Below are 21,806 nucleotides of genomic sequence, written 5' to 3' on the forward strand. Positions count from 1 at the left end.
GGAGTCTCAAGCCGGTTCTAAAGCATATCGCGTTTTATTGTCCTCAATAAAACGATAACGTACATGCGACAAAATAAGATCTAAAGCCTGTCGCAGTGAATCCTATTCGCTGCGACAGGCTTTAGACAAAAAACTGTCCGCCATTGGCCGAGATGGTTGATCCGGTGATGAAGCCTGCGTCGTCGGATGCCAAAAACACCACAATCCGGGCGATCTCTTCCGGTTCACCCAGGCGACCCACCGGAATTTGCGGAAGAATCCGCTCATTCAGCACTTTTTCGGGGATGGCGCGGACCATTTCCGTGCCGATGTAGCCGGGGCAAATGGCGTTCACGGTAATGCCCTTGGCGGCACCCTCCTGTGCCAGTGCTTTGGTAAAGCCGAGATCCCCAGCCTTGGCCGCCGAGTAATTCGCCTGTCCCATTTGACCTTTCTGGCCATTGATGGATGAAATATTGATGACGCGGCCAAAATTGCGATCGCGCATCCCGCTCCAGATGGGATGGGTGACATTGAACAGACCTGTCAGGTTGGTTCCGATCACGTCATTCCAATGCTCGGGCGTCATTTTATGGAACATGCCGTCGCGGGTAATGCCCGCATTATTGACCAGCACTTCAATGGGGCCGAGCGCCGCTTCCACCGCCGCAATTCCCTCGACGCTTGCCTCGTAACTGGAGACATCCCATTTGAAAACGGCAATGCCTGTTTCCGCTTCAAAAGCTTTGGCTTTTTCATCGTTGCCCGCATAGTTGGCCGCAACTTTATAGCCAGCCGCCTTGAGCGCCACCGAAATAGCTGCGCCAATTCCGCGTGTGCCGCCTGTAACCAATGCCACTTTGCTCATGCTCTGCTCTCCCTGTGTCTCTTGTCCGGACGAGAGCGTCGGATCGAAAATCGGACTTGACCCTATGCTCTCAGTTTTTGTTTGTGAATCGGATTGATCCGAAAACCGGTTCTCACTTTTCGGCCGATGCTCTATCGCCGCGTTCTCATCTTGCCCTGCTTTTTTAAAAAAAGCTTCGCCGACCGCGCTTTCGCGCGGTGGCAAGAGTTCAAATTTCAGATGGAATGGTGCCGAGTATTACATTGCTTCCAGGCACATCGCGACGCCCATACCGCCACCGATGCACAAGGTTGCCAAGCCCTTCTTCGCGCCACGGCGCTTCATCTCAAACAAAAGTGTGTTCAAGATGCGGGCACCAGACGCGCCAACCGGGTGGCCGATGGCAATGGCACCGCCGTTGACGTTGACGATCGATGTGTCCCAGCCAAGGTCTTTGTTGACGGCGCAAGCCTGGGCCGCAAATGCCTCGTTGGCCTCAACCAGATCCAGATCGGTGACACTCCAGCCCGCTTTTTCAAGCGCCTTGCGCGAGGCGGGAATGGGGCCCGTGCCCATGATCTTTGGATCAACGCCAGCCGTTGCCCAGGACGCGATGCGGGCCAGAGGCTGGATTCCGCGGCGAACGGCTTCCGCCTCTGTCATCAAAAGGGCAGCTGCCGCACCATCATTCAGGCCGGATGCGTTACCCGCAGTAACAGTGCCTTCCTTGTCGAAGGCTGGACGCAGCTTGGTCATGCTCTCCAGAGTTGCGCCGTGGCGGATATATTCGTCTGCATCAACGATGATGTCGCCCTTGCGGCCCGAGATGGTGAAGGGGATAATTTCATCCTTGAACTTGCCTGCCACTTGCGCGGCTTCGGCTTTGTTTTGAGATGCGAGGGCAAAGGCATCTTGTTCATCGCGGGTCAACTGCCACTGGCGGGCAACATTCTCGGCGGTGACGCCCATGTGGTAGCCGTAGAAGGCGTCTGTCAGGCCATCCTTGATCATGGTGTCGATCATTTTCATGTCGCCCATCTTGGTGCCCGCGCGCAAATGGGCGCAATGGGGCGAAAGCGACATGGATTCCTGACCACCTGCAACGATGATGGAGGCGTCACCCATAGCGATCTGCTGCATGCCAAGTGCCACGGCGCGCAAGCCGGAGCCGCAAAGCTGGTTGAGGCCCCATGCGGTCTTTTCCTGCGGAATGTCTGCTTTCATGGCAGCCTGGCGCGCAGGATTCTGGCCTTGCCCGGCTGTCAGGATCTGCCCGAGAATCACTTCATCAACTTCTGCGGCATCAACGCCTGCGCGCTCCAGAACGCCCTTGATGGCTGCAGCCCCAAGATCATGGGCGGGCACAGAGGCGAAGGCACCATTGAAGGAGCCGACCGCTGTGCGCGCGGCACTGGCGATAACGATGGAAGGGGTGGTCATGTGGGTATCTCCTCGGGTGTCCGTATCCTCGCCTCGGAGACTGGCAAAGCTGATCAGAGAAGTCAAACGCTAAGCAATTAATTTTTTCCTGTCACGGTTGTGTGAATTTGAAATGCGAGCAGAAGATACAGGACGGTGGTCTTGCGCCGCACAAAGAGATTGTCAGGCTGCGTGATTTGCGATTAGACTTCATATCCGGGAAGAGCAAAAATAAATATCACGTGGGTTAGGAGACAAAGATGGCAAAAGTCGACGGCGAAATCGTCATTAAGAAATACGCCAATCGCCGCCTCTACAATACAGGGACGAGTACGTATGTGACGCTTGAAGATCTTGCCAAGATGGTCAAGAAGGGGGAGGATTTCACCGTTCAAGATGCGAAGTCCGGTGATGACATTACCCATTCCGTGCTCACGCAGATTATTTTTGAGCAGGAAGCCAAGACCAACAATACGCTTTTGCCAATTTCTTTTCTGCGCCAATTGATTGGTTACTATGGCGACCAGATGCAGATGGTGGTGCCCAGCTTTCTGGAGCACTCCATGAAAGCCTTCACCGAACAGCAGGTGCAGATGCGTGAACAGGTCACGCGCGCATTTGGCGAAACACCGTTGACCAAGAACCTGCAGGCTCCCATTCAAATGATGGAAGAGCAGGTCAAGCGCAACACCGAGATGTTTCATCAGGCCATGCAGATGTTTTCGCCTTTCATGACCCCAACAGCCGCGCCGGAAAAAAAGCCGACGGAAGCCAAAGACATTGATGAGCTGAAAGAGCAGTTGCGCAACCTGCAAAACAAGCTGGATAAGCTCTGAGTGACCCGAGTTCGCGGCGTCTCAACGGATAGGAGAGACGCTGCATCATTCCTGACATCGAAATTGATTGAGGAAATGCTGCGCTCAAAAAGCGAATGCAGCATATAGAAAGCCTGACAACGAACCTTTGTGCGCCATATATGGCGGACGGTGCTGTCGCGTGCTTGAGTTATGGGCTCTGGCAAAAAATCCCAATAAAAAAGGCCCGCAAAGCGGGCCTTTTTTATTCAGTCTCAAGAAAACGCTTATGCGCTTTCCTTTGGCGTCAGAACCTGACGGCCACGGTACATACCGGTCTTCAGATCGATATGGTGTGGGCGACGCAGTTCGCCAGAATTCTTGTCTTCCACATAGGTCGGAAGCTTGAGCGCGTCTGCAGAGCGGCGCATACCGCGCTTGGACGGGCTTGTTTTTCTTTTTGGTACAGCCATTTAAATTACTCCACGTGACGGGCGAAAGCAGAAACATCGACCTTTTTTGAGGGCGAAAAAATCTCTCTCGAACTCGGAATTTGCCGGGCTTATACATGCCGGATAGGGCTTTGACCAGTCCCTGAATCGATTTTTTTGAATCGGATGATGTGCTTACACCTCATCCTCCGTCACGATCCATGGTTCCGCCAGTGCGGCATCGCGCCATTCGACCCACGCGGGGAGCGCTTGAATGCGCTCCATATAGGCCAGACTATCTGCATTTTGTGTCAGTTGGTAGACAGAAAATCGGTTAACCACAGGCGCAAACATCGCGTCTGCTGCCGAAAACGCGCCAAACAGAAAAGGCCCGCCCGATCGTGCGATTTGCTCACGCCAGATGGTTTCAATGCGCTTCACGTCGGCGAGGACATTTTCATTGACGGCAAGTACGCTGGGTGTCCGTCGAAAATTCATCGGGCAGGCGTTGCGAAGGGCGCGAAAGCCCGATGCCATCTCAAGGCTGATGGCGCGAGCGACGGCCCGGTCGGCGGCAGGCTTCGGCCAAAGAGCGGCCTCGGGGAAAAGCTCGGCAATATATTCAATGATCGCAAGAGATTCCCAAATCTTGATATCGCCATGGACGAGAACGGGCAATTGGCCGCTGGGGGAAATGGCTTTAAAGCCGGGATTGCCTGCCGGAACATCAAGCAGGATTTGCTGCTCATCAAAGGCAACCCTTGCGGCTTTCATGGCCATCCATGCCCGCAATGACCAGGAGGAGTAATTCTTGTTGGCGATGTAAAGGGTGAGATCAGTCATCAAACGGCTCCATCAGCAATTGGTGTCTTGATGATTTTCTACCAAGCGGTGCCGATGATGACCAACGCTATTTATTGACGTTATTGATCAAGGCAGGTGATGTAAGGTCCGGCATTGCGGGCGCGGCGCTCCACCATGGCTGCCAGCCGTCTCAGGCCGGGGCCTGGCTTACCGGCATTGCGGGCGATGGGGTTGGGAAGCGATACGGCAAGAAGCGCTGCCTGACGCGCTGAGAGCTTGGAGGCTGGTACTTTGAAATGATACAAGGCCGCGGCCTGCGCCCCGTAAATGCCCGGTCCCCATTCCGCGACATTCAGGTAAAGCTCCAGAGTGCGGCGTTTGGACCACAGCACATTGGCTGTCAGTGCCATGGGAATTTCCAGACCCTTGCGAATGAAAGAGCGGCTGTTCCACAGAAACAGGTTTTTCACCGTTTGCATGGTGATGGTGCTGGCACCGCGGGTTTCTTCACCATCCATGGCATCATCAATCACGGATCGCATCTGCACCCAGTCAACGCCGTTGTGGGCGCAAAACTGGCCATCTTCAGACATCATCACCGAGCGGATGAGATAGGGTGAGATTTTATCCAGCGGCACCCATTGCCGATCATAGCCCTGCAAGGTGGCCAGATCTGCCAGCATCAAGGTGGATGGCGGGTGGATGAAAGAGGGGCGATAGAGGAGCATCAACACAACGGGAATACAGGCAAGGATAACCGCGATCTTGATGGCTCGGTGCAACAACAGCCGCCAGTCCCCTTTTTCTCGCTCTTGGTTTGCCTGAGTGGCACCTTCTGGGTCTGCCTGAATGGCACCGTCTGGCGCGTTTTCCTCAGGCGCGGTTTCCCCAGACGCGTTTTCCATTGTCAAATCGTGCCACTCGTCCTTGTCCCCACATGCTTTATTAGCCTTGAATGCCCGCCAATACCAGACCAGCCGGTGATATCGACCTTTCAGCACACAGATTCTGATTGCGCCATGGGGGCGGGCATGGCAAACAGCGCCCGCAAGCATGAGGCCATGATATGTTTGACGATAAACTTCGCGATGCAGCACTCCGCGTGCAGGCGCTTTTGACCGATCTTTTGCAGCCAACGCCGGGGGAGGACGAAATTGCCAGACCTGAGCTGCTTTTGGCTGCCATGCGCCATGCGGTGCTCAATGGTGGCAAGCGGCTTCGTCCCTTTCTGGTGGTGGAAAGTGCACGGCTGTTTGGTGGCAATGATACGGCGGCCTTGCGCATAGGTGCTGCATTGGAGTGTCTGCACTGCTACTCGCTGGTGCATGATGACCTGCCTGCCATGGATGATGATGATCTGCGGCGCGGTCAGCCGACTGTGCATATTGCCTTTGATGAGGCCACCGCGATTTTGGCCGGTGATAGCCTGCTGACCTTTGCCTTTGATATTATAGCGGCCTCTGAAACCGATCTGAGCGATAGTGCCAAGACAGCGCTGGTGCTGGCTTTAGCCCGTGCTGCTGGCATGGGCGGCATGGCAGGCGGCCAGGCGTTGGATCTGGCGGCGGAAAAACAGGCCCCGGATGAGCAGGGCATTGTGACCTTGCAAGCCATGAAAACCGGAGCCCTGCTGCGCTTTGCCTGCGAGGCGGGGCCGGTGATTGCCGGTGCATCGCTTGAAGATCGCCAGCGGCTTCGCACATTTGGTGCCTTGATTGGTCGCGCCTTCCAGCTTGCCGACGATCTTCTGGATCTGACCGCCGATGCCGCGACCATGGGCAAGGCAACCGGCAAGGATGCAGGACGTGGCAAGGGAACGTTGGTGAGCCTCAAGGGGCAGGCATGGGCAGAGGGAGAGCTGGACCGGCTGGTGGCGGAAGCCGTGGCACTGTTGGCCCCCTATGGCGCGCGCGCTGAGACCCTGATGGATGCAGCGCGCTTTATCGCCAATCGCAAGAATTGATATTGCCTCTGTGACACGTTTTCAGATGCGATTGGCGCGATGATCGCTTAACCGTAAGCTTCACTCTTGCTGTGAAAGCGTCTTTGATGATCTCTGCCCATTTTGCGCAATTTCTGTCCGGTTATCTGGTTTATCTGGTGGCGGTGATCAGTCCCGGCCCCGCCAATATGGCGATTATTTCAACGGCCATGTCTCAAGGGCGACGGGCAGGTCTGGTGATAGCGCTTGGTATTTTTGCAGGCTCCTTCACCTGGGCCATGGCCGCATCCTTTGGCTTGGCGGCTTTGCTGCACCGCTATGGCGAGGCGCTGGTGGTGCTGAAAATTGCCGGTGGGCTTTATCTGTTTTACCTTGCCATCAAGGCGGCCAAATCGGCGCTGCGCAAAGAGCAGGCGGTGGTTGAGACAGATGTGGTTGTGCGACCAAGCCACACCGGCACCCTGTTTTTGCGGGGTTATCTCATTCACTTGACCAATCCCAAGGCAATTTTTGGCTGGGTTGCGATTATTTCGCTGGGCCTTCCGCCAGATGCTTCGCTCAGTGCGGTGGCGATCGTGGTGGGTGGTTGCTTAACCACAGGCTTTTCGGTGTTTTGCGGCTATGCGCTGTTGTTTTCAACGGCGGGCGCCTTGCGCATCTATAGAGCCAGCCGCCGCTATGTTGAAGGCGCAATGGCGTTGATGTTTGGTGCAGCAGGCGTGAAAATGCTCACCACGACCTTATAAAAAAGCCGCCTTGCGGCGGCTTTCCAATCAGTGAGGTGTCGATCAATTGCCCTGAAGCGGTGAGATCGAGACTTCGACGCGGCGGTTTTGAGCGCGGCCTTCTGGCGTGGCATTGCTGGCAATCGGCTGGCTTGGACCATAGCCCATGGCCGACATGCGGCGTGGATCAACACCTTGTGAACCGAGATAATCCAGCACGGCGTCAGCACGCTGCTGCGACAATTGCTGATTATGTTGCAGGCTGCCGGTGGAATCGGTGTGGCCGTTGACGTCGATCAGGGTCTTGTTGAACTTCTTGAGCACGATGGCCACCGAGTTCAGCGTTGGGTAGAACGGTGGCAGAACCTGATATTGATCGGTTGGGAAGGTGATGTTGGATGGCATATTCAGGATAATGCGATCGCCCTGACGGGTAACGGAAACGCCGGTGCCTTGCAGCTGGGCACGCAGCTCTGCTTCCTGATTGTCCATATAGCCGCCGATTGCGCCGCCTGCCAGCGCGCCGATGCCGGCCCCAATCAGGGCTGCATTGCGCTTGCCATGGCCGCCGCCGCCCACTGCCAAACCGCCGAGCGCGCCAAGGCCAGCACCAATCAACGCGCCGCCAGCTAGGTTCGACGTTTTTTGCTCACCTGTATAGGGATCGGTGGTGGTGCAGGCACTGAGATAGGTCGCGCAGAGCGCAACAAGCACGAATCGTTTCAGCATTGGGACGAGCTCCATGGTGTTCGGATTATCCTGAACATAGCAATTGCGGCGATATCAAGAAAAGGGCGGATGCTCATTCCGCCGCTGTTTTTTGGCCGTAGCGCTTTTCAATATAATCGATCACCAGAGCTTCAAAATCCTCGGCGATTTTGGGGCCGCGCAAGGTCATGGCCTTTTGTCCATCGATAAAGATGGGGGCGGCCGGATTTTCGCCGGTGCCGGGCAGGGAAATGCCAATGTCTGCGTGTTTGGACTCGCCCGGACCATTGACGATACAGCCCATGACCGCAACGTTGAGACCCTCAACGCCGGGATATTTTTCGCGCCAGACCGGCATGTTCTTGCGCAGGTCGTTCTGGATCTTTTGCGCCAACTCCTGAAACACCGTGGATGTGGTGCGGCCACAGCCGGGACAGGCCGCAACAACTGGCACAAACTGGCGAAAGCCCATGACTTGCAACAGTTCCTGCGCCACCTGCACCTCGCGGGTGCGGTCGCCGTTAGGCTCGGGCGTGAGCGAGACACGAATGGTATCGCCAATGCCCTGTTGCAACACATAGCCCATGGCCGCAGAGGATGCGACAATGCCCTTGGAGCCCATGCCTGCTTCGGTAAGGCCCAGATGCAAGGCGTGGTCCGAGCGTGATGCCAGCATGGAATAGACCGCGATCAAATCCTGCACCTGGCTGACCTTGGCTGACAGAATGATACGATTGCGGGCAAGGCCAATGTCCTCGGCAAGCTCCGCTGATAGCAGCGCCGATTGGCAAATGGCTTCGCGTGTCACCTGCCGGGCAGAGAGCGGAAAGCCCTTGGCCTGATTGTCATCCATCAACTGGGTCAACAATTCTTGATCGAGAGAGCCCCAATTGACGCCAATGCGCACCGGCTTGTCATAGCGAATGGCCATTTCGACAATATCGGCAAATTGCTTGTCTTTTTTGTCTTTGAAGCCAACATTGCCGGGATTGATCCGGTATTTGGCCAGCGCTTCGGCGCAGGCCGGATGATCGGCCAACAGTTTATGGCCGATATAGTGAAAATCGCCGACCAGCGGCACATCAAGGCCAAGACGCTCCAACCGCTCGCGAATTTTCGGCACGGCTGCGGCACTTTCATCGCGATCCACCGTGATGCGGACAATTTCCGAGCCAGCCTTATAGAGGGCTGCCACCTGTGCCACCGTGCCATCAATATCGGCCGTGTCGGTATTGGTCATCGACTGCACGACAACCGGAGCATCCCCACCAACGATTACGCCGCCAACATCAACAGCAACACTTGCGCGGCGCGATTTTGGGTCAAAGTCTTCAGCGGACGCCATGGCGAAACCTATCATTGTGGTCAATTGATCGTCAGGTGGATCAATCATGTTCGGTTGTCAACATCGTGACAAGGGTTGCGTTTTTCAAGTCGTGCTTTTTAAGTCGTGATTTTTTCAGGCCCTGATTTTTTCATGTATGAGATTGATCGGCATGGCGGGCAAGCCGTGACAGCAGCAAAACAACAACAATCAACACAGGCAGCGCTTTGAAAACCAGCGCGAGTGATGTGTGTTGGGCAACAAAGCCAATCAGGGACGGTGCCACGAGAATGCCGGAATAGCCCATGGTGCTGACCACGGAAATACCGACGCCGGGTGCCATGCCGGGCAGATTGCCCGCCGCCGAAAAGGCAATCGGCACCAGATTGGAAATGCCAATGCCCATCAGGGCAAAACCAATGATAGCCACCGATGCATCGGGTGCATAGCCTGCAATCAAAAGGCCGATGATGGCAATGACGGCGCAGATCTGGGTTGTCTTCACGGCACCCAAGCGGTTGCGCACGCCGTCGCCAGCAAACCGCATGATCGACATGGTCAGCGAGAAAGCAGCATAGGCATAGCCCGATAGCGCAATATTGGCACCCAATTCATTGCGCATATAAAGAGCACCCCAATCCAGCACGCTGCCTTCCGGAATCATGCTGAACAGCGCGATAATGCCCAACAGCCATGGCAAAGCATGTTTGGGCAGGCTGGCTTTGGGGTGGTTTTCGTGCGCCTGGGGCTTGTCATGCAGCAAGCGTGGCCATGCATAGACCAATAGGGCAAGCGCCAGCAGGGTGGCAATGAAGCTCTGGGCCTCAGGGCCAAAGGCAACAATCAGCGGGCCGCCGATGCTTGCCCCAATCAAGCCGCCAACACTCCAGAACGCATGGCAGGAGGAGGTGATGGCACTGCGCATAAAGCGCTCGGTTTCCACCGCATTGGCATTCATGGCAATGTCCATGGCACCCATGAGCCCGCCAAACAGGAAAATGGCGGGAACGGCCAGCGTGATTGTGGGTGCAAGGGTGAGCAACAGCAATGTTGGCAAAAACAGCGCCGCAGAGACAAGGCTGACACGGTTGGAGCCAAACCGGGCAATTTGCGCACCGGCCAAAGGCATAAACACAATCGAGCCAATGCCAAACACCAGAATCATCAAACCCAATTGCGCTTCGCTCAAATGGTGCTTTTCAGCAAAGCCCGGAATTTTGGGAGCCCAGGAACCCATCATGAAGCCGTTGATGAGGAAAAGCAGCGACACCGCCGTCCGTTCGCGTGGAAATTTCATCGCCAGCATTGCGCCTCTCCTCCAGAGTTGAACAACTGTCTGTGTTGAACAACGGGATTTTTCTTTTAAATCGATTTAATTTGCAAGCTGGCGATGACAGCCTCAGCATCACAAATGGTTTGGGCCTGTTACAGAGCGCTCAAGCATCATTATCCTCTTTCAACAAGAGGGTGCGTCCAGCGGTGAGGTCAATCAGCATTTTTGTCACAGTTTCAGCCTGATGGTCCGGGATGGCGCAGACCAGATCGGCACCGGTTTCGGTGTAATGTTCTGCGCAGACCACGGCATTTTCAATGGCAGACAGCCTTGCTTTCACCAGAGCCAGATCGGAAAAGCCCACCCGAAACATGTGCTGGCTGCGGTGGATGACTTCGACCTTCTCGGCTTCGCGCAAACACTGGGCAGCGGTGCCGCCATAGGCGCGAATCAGCCCGCCACTACCCAGCAGGATGCCGCCAAACCAGCGGGTGACAATCACGAGGACGCCGTCCATCTGCTGGCCATCAATGGCCTGCAAAATCGGCTTTCCGGCGGTGCCGGATGGCTCGCCATCATCGTTGAAACGATACGTCTGACCCAGCCGCCATGCCCAGCAATTGTGATTGGCAGCCAAATCGCTGTGCTCAGCCAAAAGCGCTTTGGCATCCTCTTCGGAGGCGATGGGACATGCAAGTGCTCGAAACCGGCTCTTCTTGATCTCCTGATCGTAGCTGTGTAGGCGGGGCAGAGTAAACATGGCTTGTTGTGACGTGATTTGGTCAAGATGCAAAGGTTGATCTTTGTTCATTCACGCCTTTTCAAGCTCCTTTTCGTTTTATGAGGTGCCGTCGATCCAGTTCCGCGCAAGCGAATGTTTATAGGTTTGTTTCAGGCAGAATCAGAGTGAGAGTTTTCTGATTTTACCGAGCAATTTTGAGAGGTTACCGCGTCTTTGCGCGTCATGATGACGTTGGGCGCTGTGATTGAAAAAACCGGGATGAGCCCGGCGAAAACGACAGGATCAGCTTATGTCAGACGACTTCGACCTCGACACAAACACCGACCACTCCAATTTGGCTGCTTTGGTTTTGAGTCAGGAAATTGATTCGCTGACCGACGTTCTGGTGAATGCCCTGACCGAAGTTTTGAACATTCTTGACGACAATTATCAGCGTCCGGATACCGTTCACTAAATTCAAGCGGCTTTAACGGCCATATTCCTTCACAGCCTGCATCACCACAAAGGTCGATGTGCTCGACACATGCGGCAGGCTGGAAATCTTCTCTCCCAGAACATGACGATAGCGGCGAATATCGCTGGTGCGGACTTTCAGCAGATAATCAAACGCACCGGCGATCATGTGGCATTCTTCCACCTCGCGAATTTTGCGCACAGCCGCATTGAATTCGTTCAGCGCCGTCTCGCGCGTATCGCTCAATTTCACTTCCGCAAAAGCAATGTGGTCGAGGCCAAATTTGCGCGCATCCAGCACGGCGCGAAAGCCCAAAATATAGCCCTCATCCATCAATCGCTTCAGCCGCACCTGACAGGGCGTTTTGGAGAGGCCAACCCGTTGCGATAGCTCGGTAATCGTTATTCGGCCATCTTGCGATAAAGCCTCGACAATTTTCATGTCGAACCCATCCAATTCACCAGGTGTGTCGGCTTTTTTCATCTTTTGTCTCGAAAAATATCTAATGTTTGGAGAAATTACCTAGGTTTGACTGAAATTCAAGTTCGATGCTTTCGCAGATGCCATGATATATTTCTCATCAGGCAAAACTCGTTTCAGGGGCGTCGCGATGCAACAGGCCAATTTCACCCAAAAGCTTGAGAATGAAACCGCAGCTTTTACAGCTTTTGCAGATTTTGCGCCGCCCATTCGCGCCCAAAGTCCGCTGCGGGTTGCCATCACGAATGCTTATCGACTGCCTGAGCCAGAGTGTATTCAAGCTTTGCTGGAGCCAGCCACGTTGCCAGAGGATTTGAAGCGGGCCACGGCGGCAACGGCCCGTCGGTTGATCACAGCGTTGCGGGCCAAGCACAAGGGCACCGGGGTGGAAGGTCTGGTGCATGAATATTCGCTCTCCAGCCAGGAAGGCGTGGCGCTGATGTGTCTAGCGGAAGCGCTGCTGCGCATTCCAGACGATGCCACCCGTGATGCGCTGATCCGTGACAAGATCTCTGAAGGTGATTGGAAAGCCCATCTGGGCGGCGGGCGCTCACTGTTTGTCAATGCCGCCACCTGGGGCCTGGTGGTGACCGGCAAACTGACCTCAACAGTCAATGATCGCAGCCTGTCGAAAGCCCTGACGCGGTTGATTGCCCGTTGTGGCGAGCCAGTCATTCGTCGCGGTGTTGATATGGCCATGCGGATGATGGGCGAGCAATTTGTCACGGGCGAAACCATCCATGAGGCCTTGAAGCGGGCGCAGCGGCTGGAAGCCAAGGGCTTTGGCTATTCCTATGATATGCTGGGCGAAGCTGCGACCACCGACGCAGATGCCAAACGTTATTATCGCGATTATGAAGCGGCGATCCACGCCATTGGCAAGGCATCAAGCGGGCGCGGGATTTATAAAGGTCCGGGCATTTCCATCAAGCTGTCGGCGCTGCATCCGCGTTATACGCGCGCCAAGGCGGCGCAGGTGATGGGCGAGCTGTTGCCGAAGGTGAAGCAACTGGCGGTACTGGCCAAGCAGTATGACATTGGCCTCAATATTGATGCCGAAGAAGCCGACCGGCTGGAGCTGTCTTTGGATCTGCTGGAGGAGCTTTGCCTTGATCCGGCATTGAATGGCTGGAACGGCATGGGCTTTGTGGTGCAGGCCTATGGCAAGCGCTGCCCCTATGTGCTGGATTTTATTATTGATCTGGCGCGTCGCGCAAACCGCCGCATCATGGTGCGTCTGGTCAAGGGCGCCTATTGGGATGCCGAGATCAAGCGGGCGCAAGTGGATGGGCTGGAGGATTTTCCGGTCTTCACTCGCAAGATTCATACAGACGTGTCCTATATCGCCTGCGCCAAAAAGCTCTTGGCGGCGCGTGATGTGATTTTTCCGCAATTTGCCACCCACAATGCCCAGACCTTGGCCACCATCTATCAGCTGGCCGGACCTGACTTTGAAATCGGTTCTTACGAATTCCAATGCCTGCATGGCATGGGTGAGCCGCTCTATGATGAGGTGGTGGGAGCAAACAAGCTTGACCGCCCCTGCCGCATCTATGCGCCGGTTGGCACCCATGAAACGCTGCTGGCCTATCTGGTGCGCCGCCTGCTGGAAAACGGGGCTAACTCTTCCTTCGTTAACCGTATTTCCGATCCCAATGTCTCGATTGATGATTTGATTGCCGATCCAGCGGATGTTGTTTCGGCCATGCCGGTGCCGGGCGAAAAGCATGAGAAGATTGCCAAGCCCGCCGATATTTATGGCGGGCGCAAAAACTCTGGAGGCCTTGATCTTTCCAACGAAGCGGTGCTGCAAGCGCTGAGTGATACGTTGAAATCGACAGCATTGATGGCTTGGGAGGCAAAGCCGCTGCTCCTCGCATCAACAGGCGAAGGCCCAAGAACAGGTGAAGGGTCTGGCCGTTCGGTTCTCAACCCCGGCGATCACCGTGATGTGGTTGGCACGGTGGTTGATGCCACAGCAGAGGATGCCATGCAGGCTGTAGCCGAAGCTGGAGCGCAAATGCAGGCGTGGGCGACGACAACACCTGCGCACCGCGCCGCACTTTTGGAAAAAGCGGCGGATGTGATGCAAGAACGTCTTCCCGTGCTGCTGGGCTTGATCATGCGCGAGGCCGGAAAATCGGCCCCCAACGCCATTGCCGAAGTGCGTGAAGCGATTGATTTTCTGCGCTACTACGCCGAGCAGGCCCGCCTCACCCTCACTGAGGAGACAAAGCCGCTTGGCCCCGTTGTTTGCATCAGCCCATGGAATTTTCCATTGGCGATTTTTACCGGCCAGATTGCAGCGGCGTTGGTGGCGGGCAATCCGGTTTTGGCCAAGCCCGCAGAAGAAACGCCGCTGATTGCAGCCGAGGCTGTGCGGATTTTGCATGAGGTTGGCGTGCCGGTGGCAGCGCTTCAGCTGGTGTTGGGTGATGGCCGCATTGGGGCAGCCTTGACCTCTGCCCCCGGCGTTGCGGGTGTTATGTTCACCGGCTCCACCGAGGTTGCCAAGCTGATCCAGAAAGAACTGGCGGGTCGCTTGTTGCCCAATGGCAAGCCCATTCCGCTGGTCGCCGAAACCGGCGGCCAAAATGCCATGATTGTTGATTCGTCAGCGCTGGCCGAGCAGGTGGTGGCCGATGTGATTGCCTCTGCTTTTGACAGTGCCGGTCAGCGCTGCTCGGCGCTGCGGGTATTGTGTTTGCAAGACGACGTGGCCGATCGCACTTTGACCATGCTGAAGGGGGCTTTGCATGAGTTGAGCCTTGGCCGCACGGATATGCTGGCAACCGATATTGGTCCGGTGATTTCCACTGATGCCAAGCAGATCATCGAGCGCCATATTGAGGCCATGCGTCTAAAAGGCAAAACAGTTGAGCAGATCGGCGCACTTGCGGGCACAGAGCACGGCACCTTTGTGCCACCAACCATTATCGAAATCAGCAGCCTGGCAGAACTGAGCCGCGAAGTGTTTGGCCCGGTTTTGCATGTCTTGCGCTATCGCCGTGCGGATATGGATCGGCTGATCGACCAGATCAACGCCACCGGCTACGGCCTGACCTTTGGTCTGCACACCCGGCTGGACGAAACCATTGCGCAGGTCACCTCCCGCATCAAGGCAGGCAATCTTTATATCAATCGCAATGTCATCGGTGCCGTGGTGGGTGTACAGCCATTTGGTGGGCGCGGCCTGTCTGGTACCGGGCCAAAGGCGGGCGGTCCGTTGTATCTTGGCAGGTTGGTCGAGACGGTGGTGCCGTCACAGCTCAAGGGTGAGGCCACAGCTGATCCCGGCTTGATTGCCTTTGCCGATTGGCTGGATGCCAAGGGCAAGGAGGCACAAGCGGCGCGCCATCTGCGCACGCTTTCAAAGCTCGGTCAGGTGCAGGAGATGCCCGGTCCTGTGGGGGAGCGCAACCTTTATCTGACACATCCGCGTGGACGGATTTTGCTGGTGCCAAAGACGCTGCAAGGCCTGTATGCGCAATTGGCAAGCGCGCTGGCCACCGGCAATTCGGCTTTGATTGACGCAACAGATGATCTGAAACCCGTGTTGCAAAGTCTGCCTGACAGTGTGAAGGCCCGTATTCAGGTTACTGAACGCGGTGGTTGGGCGGGGGCTGATCTCGCTGGTGCTCTGTTGGAAGCTTCAGGTGAGGAACTGATTGCCCTCAACAAAACCATTGCGGCGCTGCCCGGCCCACTGCTACTGGTGCAGGCAGCCGCGAGCGCCGAGATGGGCAAAAGCAATGCCTATTGCCTCGACTGGTTGGTCGAGGAAGTGTCGATTTCCACCAACACGGCAGCGGCGGGCGGCAACGCCAGTTTGATGGCGATTGGATAGCGTAGGATATAGATGACGGAGAAGAACATTGCCATCATCGGCGGCGGCCCGGCCGGGCTTATGGCGGCAGATGTTCTCTCCGGTCATGGTCATCGCGTGACCCTCTATGAGGCCATGCCGACCGTTGGGCGAAAATTCCTGCTGGCCGGCAAATCCGGCCTCAACATCACCCATTCCGAAGACTACCAAAATTTTGCCAATCGTTTTGGAGCGGCCAACGGGCGGTTGAAAGCTGCACTTGATGGCTTTACCCCGCAAGATGTGCGCGATTGGGCGCAAAGCCTTGGCACGGAAACCTTTGTTGGCAGTTCCGGCCGGGTTTTTCCCATTGTGATGAAGGCGTCGCCTTTGTTGCGCACCTTCATTCACCATCTGGAAGAGCGCGGTGTGGAAATTCGCACCCGTCATCGCTGGGCGGGGTTTGCGCATGGCGGCTACCGCTTTGAAACGCCGCTTGGCGACGAGATCATTCAGCCCCATGCCGTCCTTTTGGCATTGGGGGGTGCCAGCTGGCCCCGGCTGGGATCGGATGGGCAATGGGTGCCATGGCTCAGGCAGCAAGGCATTGCCGTAGACGATTTTCGCCCTGCCAATTGCGGTTTTGATGTTGAATGGTCCACCCTTTTCAAAACCCGCTTTGCCGGTGAGCCGGTGAAATCGGTAACGCTTACATCGCCCCTCGGCACAACGCAGGGTGAGTTTGTCATCTCAAGCCATGGGGTTGAGGGCAGTTTGATTTATGCCCATGCCAGCGCCCTTCGCGATGGCTTGGAACGGAGCGGTAAGGCCGATCTGGTTCTGGACCTTGCGCCTGCCAAATCGCACGCGCGCCTTGCAGATGATCTCGCCCGCCAACCGGCAAAAGCCAGCTTTTCGACCCGGCTGCGCAAGGCCGCGCATCTGGATGGAGTGAAAGTGGCGCTGTTGCGTGAACGGGTACCGCAGATTGCGACGCTGGAGAGCAAGGCGCAGGCCGCATATATCAAGTCATTGCCGGTACCGCTTTTGCGCCCAAGGCCAATCGCGGAGGCAATTTCGTCTGCAGGCGGGGTTGCGTGGCATGATGTTGATGATGGCTATATGCTGCGCCAGCACCCCGGCCTGTTCGTGGCTGGAGAAATGCTGGATTGGGAGGCTCCCACCGGCGGCTACCTTCTCACCGCGTGTTTTGCCACGGGACGGGCGGCGGGTCGTTCTATGCTGAGATGGCTCAACAATGCCGCCGATCTCACCATTCAAGACGCTTGATAGTCGTAAAATGTTTTCTGCATCGTGTGCGATATAGTTTGTGATAGTATTATTTGGATTGGCTTGCGCCACACTCTACTCCTACCGTTTAAACCCGTGAATATAGTCAACGTCGTTTCGGCGCAGGCGCGATACTTCTGTGTCGTCTTCTGACGACTGCCAGTTTTTGCGCTTTTTTTCGTTAGTGGTAGTGCAATAAAACAATGACTCAATTGGTATGTTAGCTCAATTTTAACCGGTAAGCGCCAAGATACAATCAGAGAAAGATGGTTGTATAGCGACAACCGCCACTCGTTAGACTACCCCTGCATGATGCGGAATGGTTTCACAAAAATTTAATATGATGCCGATGCGTTGCAAACGTTGCGGGCGCTCTCGCGTGGTTCTTTGACTGCTTTGAGGGGGTTTGTGCCAGGATAGTGGAGTAGAACTTTGAAAGTTGTTCTGATCGACGACAGCCGCTCTGTGCTTTTGGCGCTGCGTCACGAGCTTGAGCAGCTTGACGATGTTCACGTCCACGCGTTTGAAGATCCGGAACAGGCTGTTGTGGAATGCTCCAAGCAGAATTTTGATCTGGTTCTGGTTGATTACAACATGCCCAGGCTCACGGGTATTGATGTGATCAGGGCGCTGCGTGCCATGCCTGCCTATGATCTGGTGTCGATTGTCATGATCACCTCGGAGACCGAACGGCTCTTGAAGGTGAGCGCAATTGAGGCCGGGGCAACGGACTTTCTGCAAAAGCCGATTGATATGGTTGAGCTGAAGGCCCGTGTCAAAAACCTGATGAATTTGCGCCGTGCGCATCTGGAACTGGCAGACCGGGCGGAAGGCCTTGTGGCTGTTGTTCATGCAAAATCGGTGGAACTGGCCGCCAGCGAGGAAGAGATTATCTGGCGTTTGGCCCGCGCGATTGAATATCGCGATGGTGCAACGGGTGATCATGTCTCGCGGGTGGCGCAAATTGCCCTTTTGATTGCGCAGGACCTCAATCTGGATCCAGACCTTTGCCGCAGGATTTATCTCGCCGCACCGTTGCATGATATCGGCAAGATTGGCATTCCAGATGATATCTTGGCAAAGCCGGGCCATCTGACGGCTGCAGAACGCGATATCATGCGCCAGCATGTCGAAATCGGCGTTAAAATTCTCGAAAATGGTACCTCGGATCTTTTGCTGGTGGCCGAGCGCATCGCCGGTGGCCACCATGAGAGATGGGATGGTTGCGGCTATCCAAAGGGATTGTCCGGAGAGGATATCCCGATTGAGGCGCGGATTGTTTCTCTCGCAGATGTGTTCGATGCCTTGTGCTCGCCCAGGCCCTACAAGGCCGCCTGGTCGCCGCATGACGCTTTGGTGCATATTTTCCGTGAGAAGGGTCATCATTTTGATCCGGCCTGTGTCGATGCTTTTGAGCGGCAATGGGCCAAGATTTCCGCAATCATGGCAACTCACGAAGATCTGTCCGTAAAATTGCGCATTGCTGCCACGCCACCCCTTTCAAAGGATCAACATCCCGCACCACACCCTCAATATGCAGGGAGAGGACGTTCATGACATTGACCGCCAAGATTTCAGAAACTGTCGCACTGCCATCTGTGCTCACCATTCGGACCGTGCAAATCACCAAGGATGCGGTTCTTGCGGGATTTTCCGCAGCCGAGAGTATCGTGCTGGATGTGCCGCAGGACGCTGACTGCGACTTGAGTTTTATTCAAGTGGTTGAATCAGCGCGCCTGTTTGCACAATCAGAGGAAAAAGAGATCACCTTGCTGCGGCCAGCAAGCGGTGGATTGCTCGCGGTTCTCGAGCGTGGCGGATTTTTGACGGACATAGATCCGTCTGATCGATTTTTTTGGTTGCATGAAAGGCACATACAATGACCGCAAATATCCTCACTGTCGACGATTCTGCCAGCATTCGGATGACGACAAAGATTGCCCTGACCAATGCTGGCTACAAGGTGACAGAGGCCGTCGACGGCCTCGATGGACTGAACAAAGCAAAATCGGCACAGTTTGATTTGATTGTCACCGATTTGAACATGCCGAATATGAACGGTTTGGCCATGATTGAAGCCTTGCGCAAATCGCCTGCGCACACGGGCATTCCGATCATCTTTCTGACCACGGAGTCGGATGCGGCGATGAAGACGCGGGCAAAAGCCGCAGGTGCCACGGGCTGGATCACCAAGCCCTTTGATGCTGATCAGCTTGTCAAAATTGCGCGAAAGGTTTTGGGCAAATGACCAATCTGGATCCCATTCAGGTTTTTAGGACGGAAGCGGCCGAGCTGTTCGAGCAGATTGAGGGCGGTCTGCTTGACCTGTTGCATGACCTCTCCAATCAGGATCAGATCGACGCGGTGTTTCGCGGCCTTCACACCCTGAAGGGATCCGGGGCCATGTTTGGCTTTGAAGCTCTTGCAGCTTTTACCCATCATTGCGAAACGGCTTTTGATCGGGTGCGCAAAGGTGAAGTGCCAGCGACAGCCGAGCTTGTCGCAGCGGTTCTGGATGCCCAGGACCATATGAAATCTCTGGTCGCCACGCCAAATGGTGATCATGAGATGGCGGGCGATGTGCTTTTGGCCAAATTGCAGGCAGCCGTTGGCGCAGGCGGTGCCCATCATCATGCACCCACTGCTGCCCCGCAGCCTGCAGCTGTTGCCGCTGAGGCGGCTCCAAATGGCGCAACGGTTTGGACTTTGGTCTTCCGTCTCCCGATGAATTCCATGGTCAACGGCACAAACCCGCTGGGTTTGCTGGATGAATTGCGCGAGCTGGGCGAGTGCAAGGTCGTTGCCGACAAATCCAAGATTCCTGACCTCGACAGTTTGACGCCGCAAGAACTTTATCTGGGCTGGACTGTGACATTGACCACGGACAAGCCAAAATCCGATATCGAAGATGTGTTTATCTTCGTGATGGATGATATGGAGATCGCGCTGACACAGGCGCGTGCCGATGCGCCAGAGGCTGACGTGGTGGCACCTGTTGTTGCAGCACCGCCGGTTGCCGCTGTTCAGCAAAAATCAGCCCCAGCCCCGACTGCGGCTTCCGCGCCGGTTGATGCCAAGCATGCCAAGCCCGCGGCAGAGAATGTGCGTGTCCCGGCAGAACGCCTGGATGAATTGATGGATCGCGTTGGAGAACTGGTGATTGCCCAGTCTCGTCTGTCGCAATTGGCAGGCTCAAGCGCCGACATCATGCTGCGGTCGGTCTCGGAAGATGTCGAGCGTCTGTCTGGTGAATTGCGTGACACGATGATGGTGCTGCGGATGGTGCCGGTTGGCAGCCTGTTTACCCGCTTCCGTCGTCTTGTGCATGATCTGGCGCGTGAAACCGGCAAAATCATTGAATTGCAAACCGAAGGTGAAACCACGGAAGTGGACAAGACCGTGATCGAGCGCCTTGCCGACCCGCTGGTGCATCTGGTGCGCAACTCCATCGACCACGGCCTTGAAATGCCGCAGGATCGTTTGGCGGCGGGCAAGCCGGAGACGGGCAAGGTTACATTGCTGGCCCGTCAATCGGGCGGTGAGGTGATCATCACCATCAAGGACGACGGACGCGGTATCAACCGTGAGCGTGTGCGTGCCAAGGCAGAATCCTCCGGTATCATTCAGCCAGGCGCGCAGCTGATGGATCAGGAGCTGTTACAGCTGATTTTCCAGCCCGGTTTTTCCACGGCCCAGCAGATCACCAATCTTTCCGGCCGTGGTGTTGGCATGGACGTGGTGAAGAAAACGGTCGAAGCCCTGCGTGGCGTTATCGATGTGCGCAGTGAGGAAGGCAAGGGGTCCGAAATCTCGCTTCGCATTCCGCTGACGCTGGCGATTATTGATGGTTTGTTGGTGCGCGTCGGCACCGGCTGCTACGTCATTCCGCTGTCGGCGGTTGAGGAATGCCTCGAGCTGTCGATTGAAGATGATCTGAGATCGCGCGGTCGCAGCTTTATCTCGCTGCGCGATAGCTTAGTTCCATTCCTTCGCTTGCGCGACATGTTCCGCACCGGAACGCAACCCGACCCTTATCAGAAGGTCGTTGTTATCTCGACCGGCAATGAGCGGGTTGGCCTGGTGGTTGATCAGATCATCGGCGACCATCAGACGGTCATCAAGGCCATGTCGAGGCTGCACCACGATGTGGTGACCTTCTCGGGGGCCACCATTCTCGGCGACGGCAGTGTGGCACTGATTCTGGATGTCACCAATCTGGTCAGTATCGGCCAACAGCAGGAGGCGCAATTGCGGATAGCAGGATGAGTGTTGTACCCACAATGAGCGATTTTCAAAACCTCTGGCATGGCCGTGACGATCTGGCTGTGTTGACCTTCAATCTCAATGGCGAAACCTTTGCCATTGAAGCGGTGACGGTGCAGGAGATCATCGATCTCTTGCCGGAAACCAAAGTGCCGGGTGCCAAGCCATTTGTCTCCAGCGTCATCAACTTTCGCGGCAAGGTTATTCCGCTTGCCGATATTCGGCTGGCTTTCGGCATGGAGGCAACCGAGCCGACCATTGATAGCCGGATCATTGTGATCGAACTGGAACTTGACGGCGAACTTGCACTGACAGGGATCCGCACCGATCGCGTTTTTGAAGTGACCACTTTGATGCGCTCTGCCAGCGAGCCTGCTCCCCGCGTCGGTATGCGCTGGCGCGCTGATTACATTGAATGCCTGGTGAAGCGCGATGGAGAATTCATCATTCTTCCGAACCTTCAGGCCATTTTCGGCGGGTCTGATCAACGTGCGGGGCTGCCCGCATCCACACAGCAAAATTGAGG

21 protein-coding genes are annotated in these 21,806 nt (G+C 55.7%); 11 read left to right on the plus strand and 10 right to left on the minus strand.

Annotated elements, in window-relative coordinates; genetic code table 11:
• Positions 1-121 precede the first annotated feature (121 nt).
• A complete protein-coding gene (gene phbB, locus BJF95_RS20450) occupies positions 122-847 on the minus strand; it encodes a beta-ketoacyl-ACP reductase (RefSeq protein ID WP_075641340.1) in 726 nt (241 codons plus the stop codon).
• Between the two features lie 237 nt (positions 848-1,084).
• Positions 1,085-2,266, minus strand: coding sequence for an acetyl-CoA C-acetyltransferase (locus BJF95_RS20455; protein ID WP_075641341.1), 1,182 nt, complete (start codon positions 2,264-2,266; stop codon positions 1,085-1,087).
• A gap of 239 nt (positions 2,267-2,505) precedes the next feature.
• Between BJF95_RS20455 and phaR the strand changes: the two genes are divergently transcribed.
• The gene (phaR, locus tag BJF95_RS20460) at positions 2,506-3,081 is read left to right on the plus strand and encodes a polyhydroxyalkanoate synthesis repressor PhaR (RefSeq protein ID WP_075641342.1); all 576 of its coding nucleotides are present in this window, start codon (positions 2,506-2,508) and stop codon (positions 3,079-3,081) included.
• 245 nt (positions 3,082-3,326) lie between these two features.
• On the opposite strand, the gene rpmF is transcribed toward phaR, so the two are convergent.
• The 3 genes from rpmF to mtgA form a co-directional block, all read right to left on the minus strand.
• Entirely contained in the window at positions 3,327-3,512 is a 186-nt protein-coding gene (gene rpmF / locus BJF95_RS20465; protein WP_075641343.1) for a 50S ribosomal protein L32, read from the minus strand.
• 153 nt (positions 3,513-3,665) lie between these two features.
• Positions 3,666-4,313: a glutathione S-transferase family protein gene (locus BJF95_RS20470; RefSeq protein WP_075641344.1), complete on the minus strand. Its 648-nt coding sequence runs from the start codon at positions 4,311-4,313 to the stop codon at positions 3,666-3,668.
• Between the two features lie 80 nt (positions 4,314-4,393).
• Entirely contained in the window at positions 4,394-5,179 is a 786-nt protein-coding gene (mtgA, locus tag BJF95_RS20475; RefSeq protein WP_083638931.1) for a monofunctional biosynthetic peptidoglycan transglycosylase, read from the minus strand.
• Positions 5,180-5,340: 161 nt separating this feature from the next.
• Between mtgA and BJF95_RS20480 the strand changes: the two genes are divergently transcribed.
• Positions 5,341-6,237, plus strand: a complete 897-nt coding sequence (locus BJF95_RS20480) for a polyprenyl synthetase family protein (protein WP_075641345.1) — start codon at positions 5,341-5,343, stop codon at positions 6,235-6,237.
• 86 nt (positions 6,238-6,323) lie between these two features.
• Positions 6,324-6,962: a LysE family translocator gene (locus BJF95_RS20485; protein WP_075641346.1), complete on the plus strand. Its 639-nt coding sequence runs from the start codon at positions 6,324-6,326 to the stop codon at positions 6,960-6,962.
• Between the two features lie 42 nt (positions 6,963-7,004).
• On the opposite strand, the gene BJF95_RS20490 is transcribed toward BJF95_RS20485, so the two are convergent.
• From BJF95_RS20490 to BJF95_RS20505, 4 genes are all read right to left on the minus strand, one after another.
• Positions 7,005-7,670 (minus strand): YiaD family glycine zipper/OmpA-like lipoprotein, encoded by a 666-nt coding sequence (locus tag BJF95_RS20490; protein WP_075641347.1) that lies wholly within the window; start codon positions 7,668-7,670, stop codon positions 7,005-7,007.
• 73 nt (positions 7,671-7,743) lie between these two features.
• Positions 7,744-8,994, minus strand: a complete 1,251-nt coding sequence (gene ispG / locus BJF95_RS20495) for a flavodoxin-dependent (E)-4-hydroxy-3-methylbut-2-enyl-diphosphate synthase (protein WP_075641614.1) — start codon at positions 8,992-8,994, stop codon at positions 7,744-7,746.
• Between the two features lie 130 nt (positions 8,995-9,124).
• On the minus strand, positions 9,125-10,279 hold the full coding sequence (locus BJF95_RS20500; RefSeq protein WP_075641348.1) for an MFS transporter: 1,155 nt from the start codon (positions 10,277-10,279) through the stop codon (positions 9,125-9,127).
• 130 nt (positions 10,280-10,409) lie between these two features.
• Positions 10,410-11,006 (minus strand): IMPACT family protein, encoded by a 597-nt coding sequence (locus BJF95_RS20505; protein ID WP_075641615.1) that lies wholly within the window; start codon positions 11,004-11,006, stop codon positions 10,410-10,412.
• A gap of 271 nt (positions 11,007-11,277) precedes the next feature.
• Between BJF95_RS20505 and BJF95_RS24145 the strand changes: the two genes are divergently transcribed.
• The gene (locus tag BJF95_RS24145) at positions 11,278-11,442 is read left to right on the plus strand and encodes a hypothetical protein (RefSeq protein ID WP_175577300.1); all 165 of its coding nucleotides are present in this window, start codon (positions 11,278-11,280) and stop codon (positions 11,440-11,442) included.
• Positions 11,443-11,454: 12 nt separating this feature from the next.
• Here BJF95_RS24145 and BJF95_RS20510 read toward each other — a convergent pair whose 3' ends face one another.
• A complete protein-coding gene (locus tag BJF95_RS20510) occupies positions 11,455-11,925 on the minus strand; it encodes an Lrp/AsnC family transcriptional regulator (protein ID WP_075641349.1) in 471 nt (156 codons plus the stop codon).
• A gap of 127 nt (positions 11,926-12,052) precedes the next feature.
• Between BJF95_RS20510 and putA the strand changes: the two genes are divergently transcribed.
• The 7 genes from putA (at position 12,053) to BJF95_RS20545 (ending at position 21,804) form a co-directional block, all read left to right on the plus strand.
• Complete coding sequence (gene putA, locus BJF95_RS20515) at positions 12,053-15,769, plus strand: trifunctional transcriptional regulator/proline dehydrogenase/L-glutamate gamma-semialdehyde dehydrogenase (RefSeq protein WP_075641350.1); 3,717 nt, start codon at positions 12,053-12,055, stop codon at positions 15,767-15,769.
• 12 nt (positions 15,770-15,781) lie between these two features.
• Entirely contained in the window at positions 15,782-17,017 is a 1,236-nt protein-coding gene (locus BJF95_RS20520; RefSeq protein WP_075641351.1) for a TIGR03862 family flavoprotein, read from the plus strand.
• Between the two features lie 432 nt (positions 17,018-17,449).
• A complete protein-coding gene (locus BJF95_RS20525; protein WP_075641352.1) occupies positions 17,450-18,574 on the plus strand; it encodes an HD domain-containing phosphohydrolase in 1,125 nt (374 codons plus the stop codon).
• Positions 18,571-18,900 (plus strand): STAS domain-containing protein, encoded by a 330-nt coding sequence (locus tag BJF95_RS20530; protein ID WP_083638932.1) that lies wholly within the window; start codon positions 18,571-18,573, stop codon positions 18,898-18,900. The genes BJF95_RS20525 and BJF95_RS20530 overlap by 4 nt, the downstream gene beginning before the upstream one ends.
• Entirely contained in the window at positions 18,897-19,265 is a 369-nt protein-coding gene (locus BJF95_RS20535; RefSeq protein WP_075641353.1) for a response regulator, read from the plus strand. Before BJF95_RS20530 ends, BJF95_RS20535 begins: the two co-directional genes overlap by 4 nt.
• Positions 19,262-21,283, plus strand: coding sequence for a chemotaxis protein CheA (locus BJF95_RS20540; RefSeq protein ID WP_075641354.1), 2,022 nt, complete (start codon positions 19,262-19,264; stop codon positions 21,281-21,283). The genes BJF95_RS20535 and BJF95_RS20540 overlap by 4 nt, the downstream gene beginning before the upstream one ends.
• On the plus strand, positions 21,280-21,804 hold the full coding sequence (locus BJF95_RS20545; protein WP_075641355.1) for a chemotaxis protein CheW: 525 nt from the start codon (positions 21,280-21,282) through the stop codon (positions 21,802-21,804). Before BJF95_RS20540 ends, BJF95_RS20545 begins: the two co-directional genes overlap by 4 nt.
• Positions 21,805-21,806 lie beyond the last annotated feature (2 nt).

The organism is Rhizobium oryziradicis (genome assembly GCF_001939045.1).
GTDB lineage: Bacteria > Pseudomonadota > Alphaproteobacteria > Rhizobiales > Rhizobiaceae > Allorhizobium > Allorhizobium oryziradicis.

Bases quoted from the DNA above. Each gene is read 5' to 3' on its own strand.
- phbB (WP_075641340.1), bottom strand. From the start codon at position 847: ATGAGCAAAGTGGCATTGGTTACAGGCGGCACACGCGGAATTGGCGCA.
- BJF95_RS20455 (WP_075641341.1), bottom strand. From the start codon at position 2,266: ATGACCACCCCTTCCATCGTTATCGCCAGTGCCGCGCGCACAGCGGTC.
- phaR (WP_075641342.1), top strand. From the start codon at position 2,506: ATGGCAAAAGTCGACGGCGAAATCGTCATTAAGAAATACGCCAATCGC.
- rpmF (WP_075641343.1), bottom strand. From the start codon at position 3,512: ATGGCTGTACCAAAAAGAAAAACAAGCCCGTCCAAGCGCGGTATGCGC.
- BJF95_RS20470 (WP_075641344.1), bottom strand. From the start codon at position 4,313: ATGACTGATCTCACCCTTTACATCGCCAACAAGAATTACTCCTCCTGG.
- mtgA (WP_083638931.1), bottom strand. From the start codon at position 5,179: ATGGAAAACGCGTCTGGGGAAACCGCGCCTGAGGAAAACGCGCCAGAC.
- BJF95_RS20480 (WP_075641345.1), top strand. From the start codon at position 5,341: ATGTTTGACGATAAACTTCGCGATGCAGCACTCCGCGTGCAGGCGCTT.
- BJF95_RS20485 (WP_075641346.1), top strand. From the start codon at position 6,324: ATGATCTCTGCCCATTTTGCGCAATTTCTGTCCGGTTATCTGGTTTAT.
- BJF95_RS20490 (WP_075641347.1), bottom strand. From the start codon at position 7,670: ATGCTGAAACGATTCGTGCTTGTTGCGCTCTGCGCGACCTATCTCAGT.
- ispG (WP_075641614.1), bottom strand. From the start codon at position 8,994: ATGGCGTCCGCTGAAGACTTTGACCCAAAATCGCGCCGCGCAAGTGTT.
- BJF95_RS20500 (WP_075641348.1), bottom strand. From the start codon at position 10,279: ATGCTGGCGATGAAATTTCCACGCGAACGGACGGCGGTGTCGCTGCTT.
- BJF95_RS20505 (WP_075641615.1), bottom strand. From the start codon at position 11,006: ATGTTTACTCTGCCCCGCCTACACAGCTACGATCAGGAGATCAAGAAG.
- BJF95_RS24145 (WP_175577300.1), top strand. From the start codon at position 11,278: ATGTCAGACGACTTCGACCTCGACACAAACACCGACCACTCCAATTTG.
- BJF95_RS20510 (WP_075641349.1), bottom strand. From the start codon at position 11,925: ATGAAAAAAGCCGACACACCTGGTGAATTGGATGGGTTCGACATGAAA.
- putA (WP_075641350.1), top strand. From the start codon at position 12,053: ATGCAACAGGCCAATTTCACCCAAAAGCTTGAGAATGAAACCGCAGCT.
- BJF95_RS20520 (WP_075641351.1), top strand. From the start codon at position 15,782: ATGACGGAGAAGAACATTGCCATCATCGGCGGCGGCCCGGCCGGGCTT.
- BJF95_RS20530 (WP_083638932.1), top strand. From the start codon at position 18,571: ATGACATTGACCGCCAAGATTTCAGAAACTGTCGCACTGCCATCTGTG.
- BJF95_RS20535 (WP_075641353.1), top strand. From the start codon at position 18,897: ATGACCGCAAATATCCTCACTGTCGACGATTCTGCCAGCATTCGGATG.
- BJF95_RS20540 (WP_075641354.1), top strand. From the start codon at position 19,262: ATGACCAATCTGGATCCCATTCAGGTTTTTAGGACGGAAGCGGCCGAG.
- BJF95_RS20545 (WP_075641355.1), top strand. From the start codon at position 21,280: ATGAGTGTTGTACCCACAATGAGCGATTTTCAAAACCTCTGGCATGGC.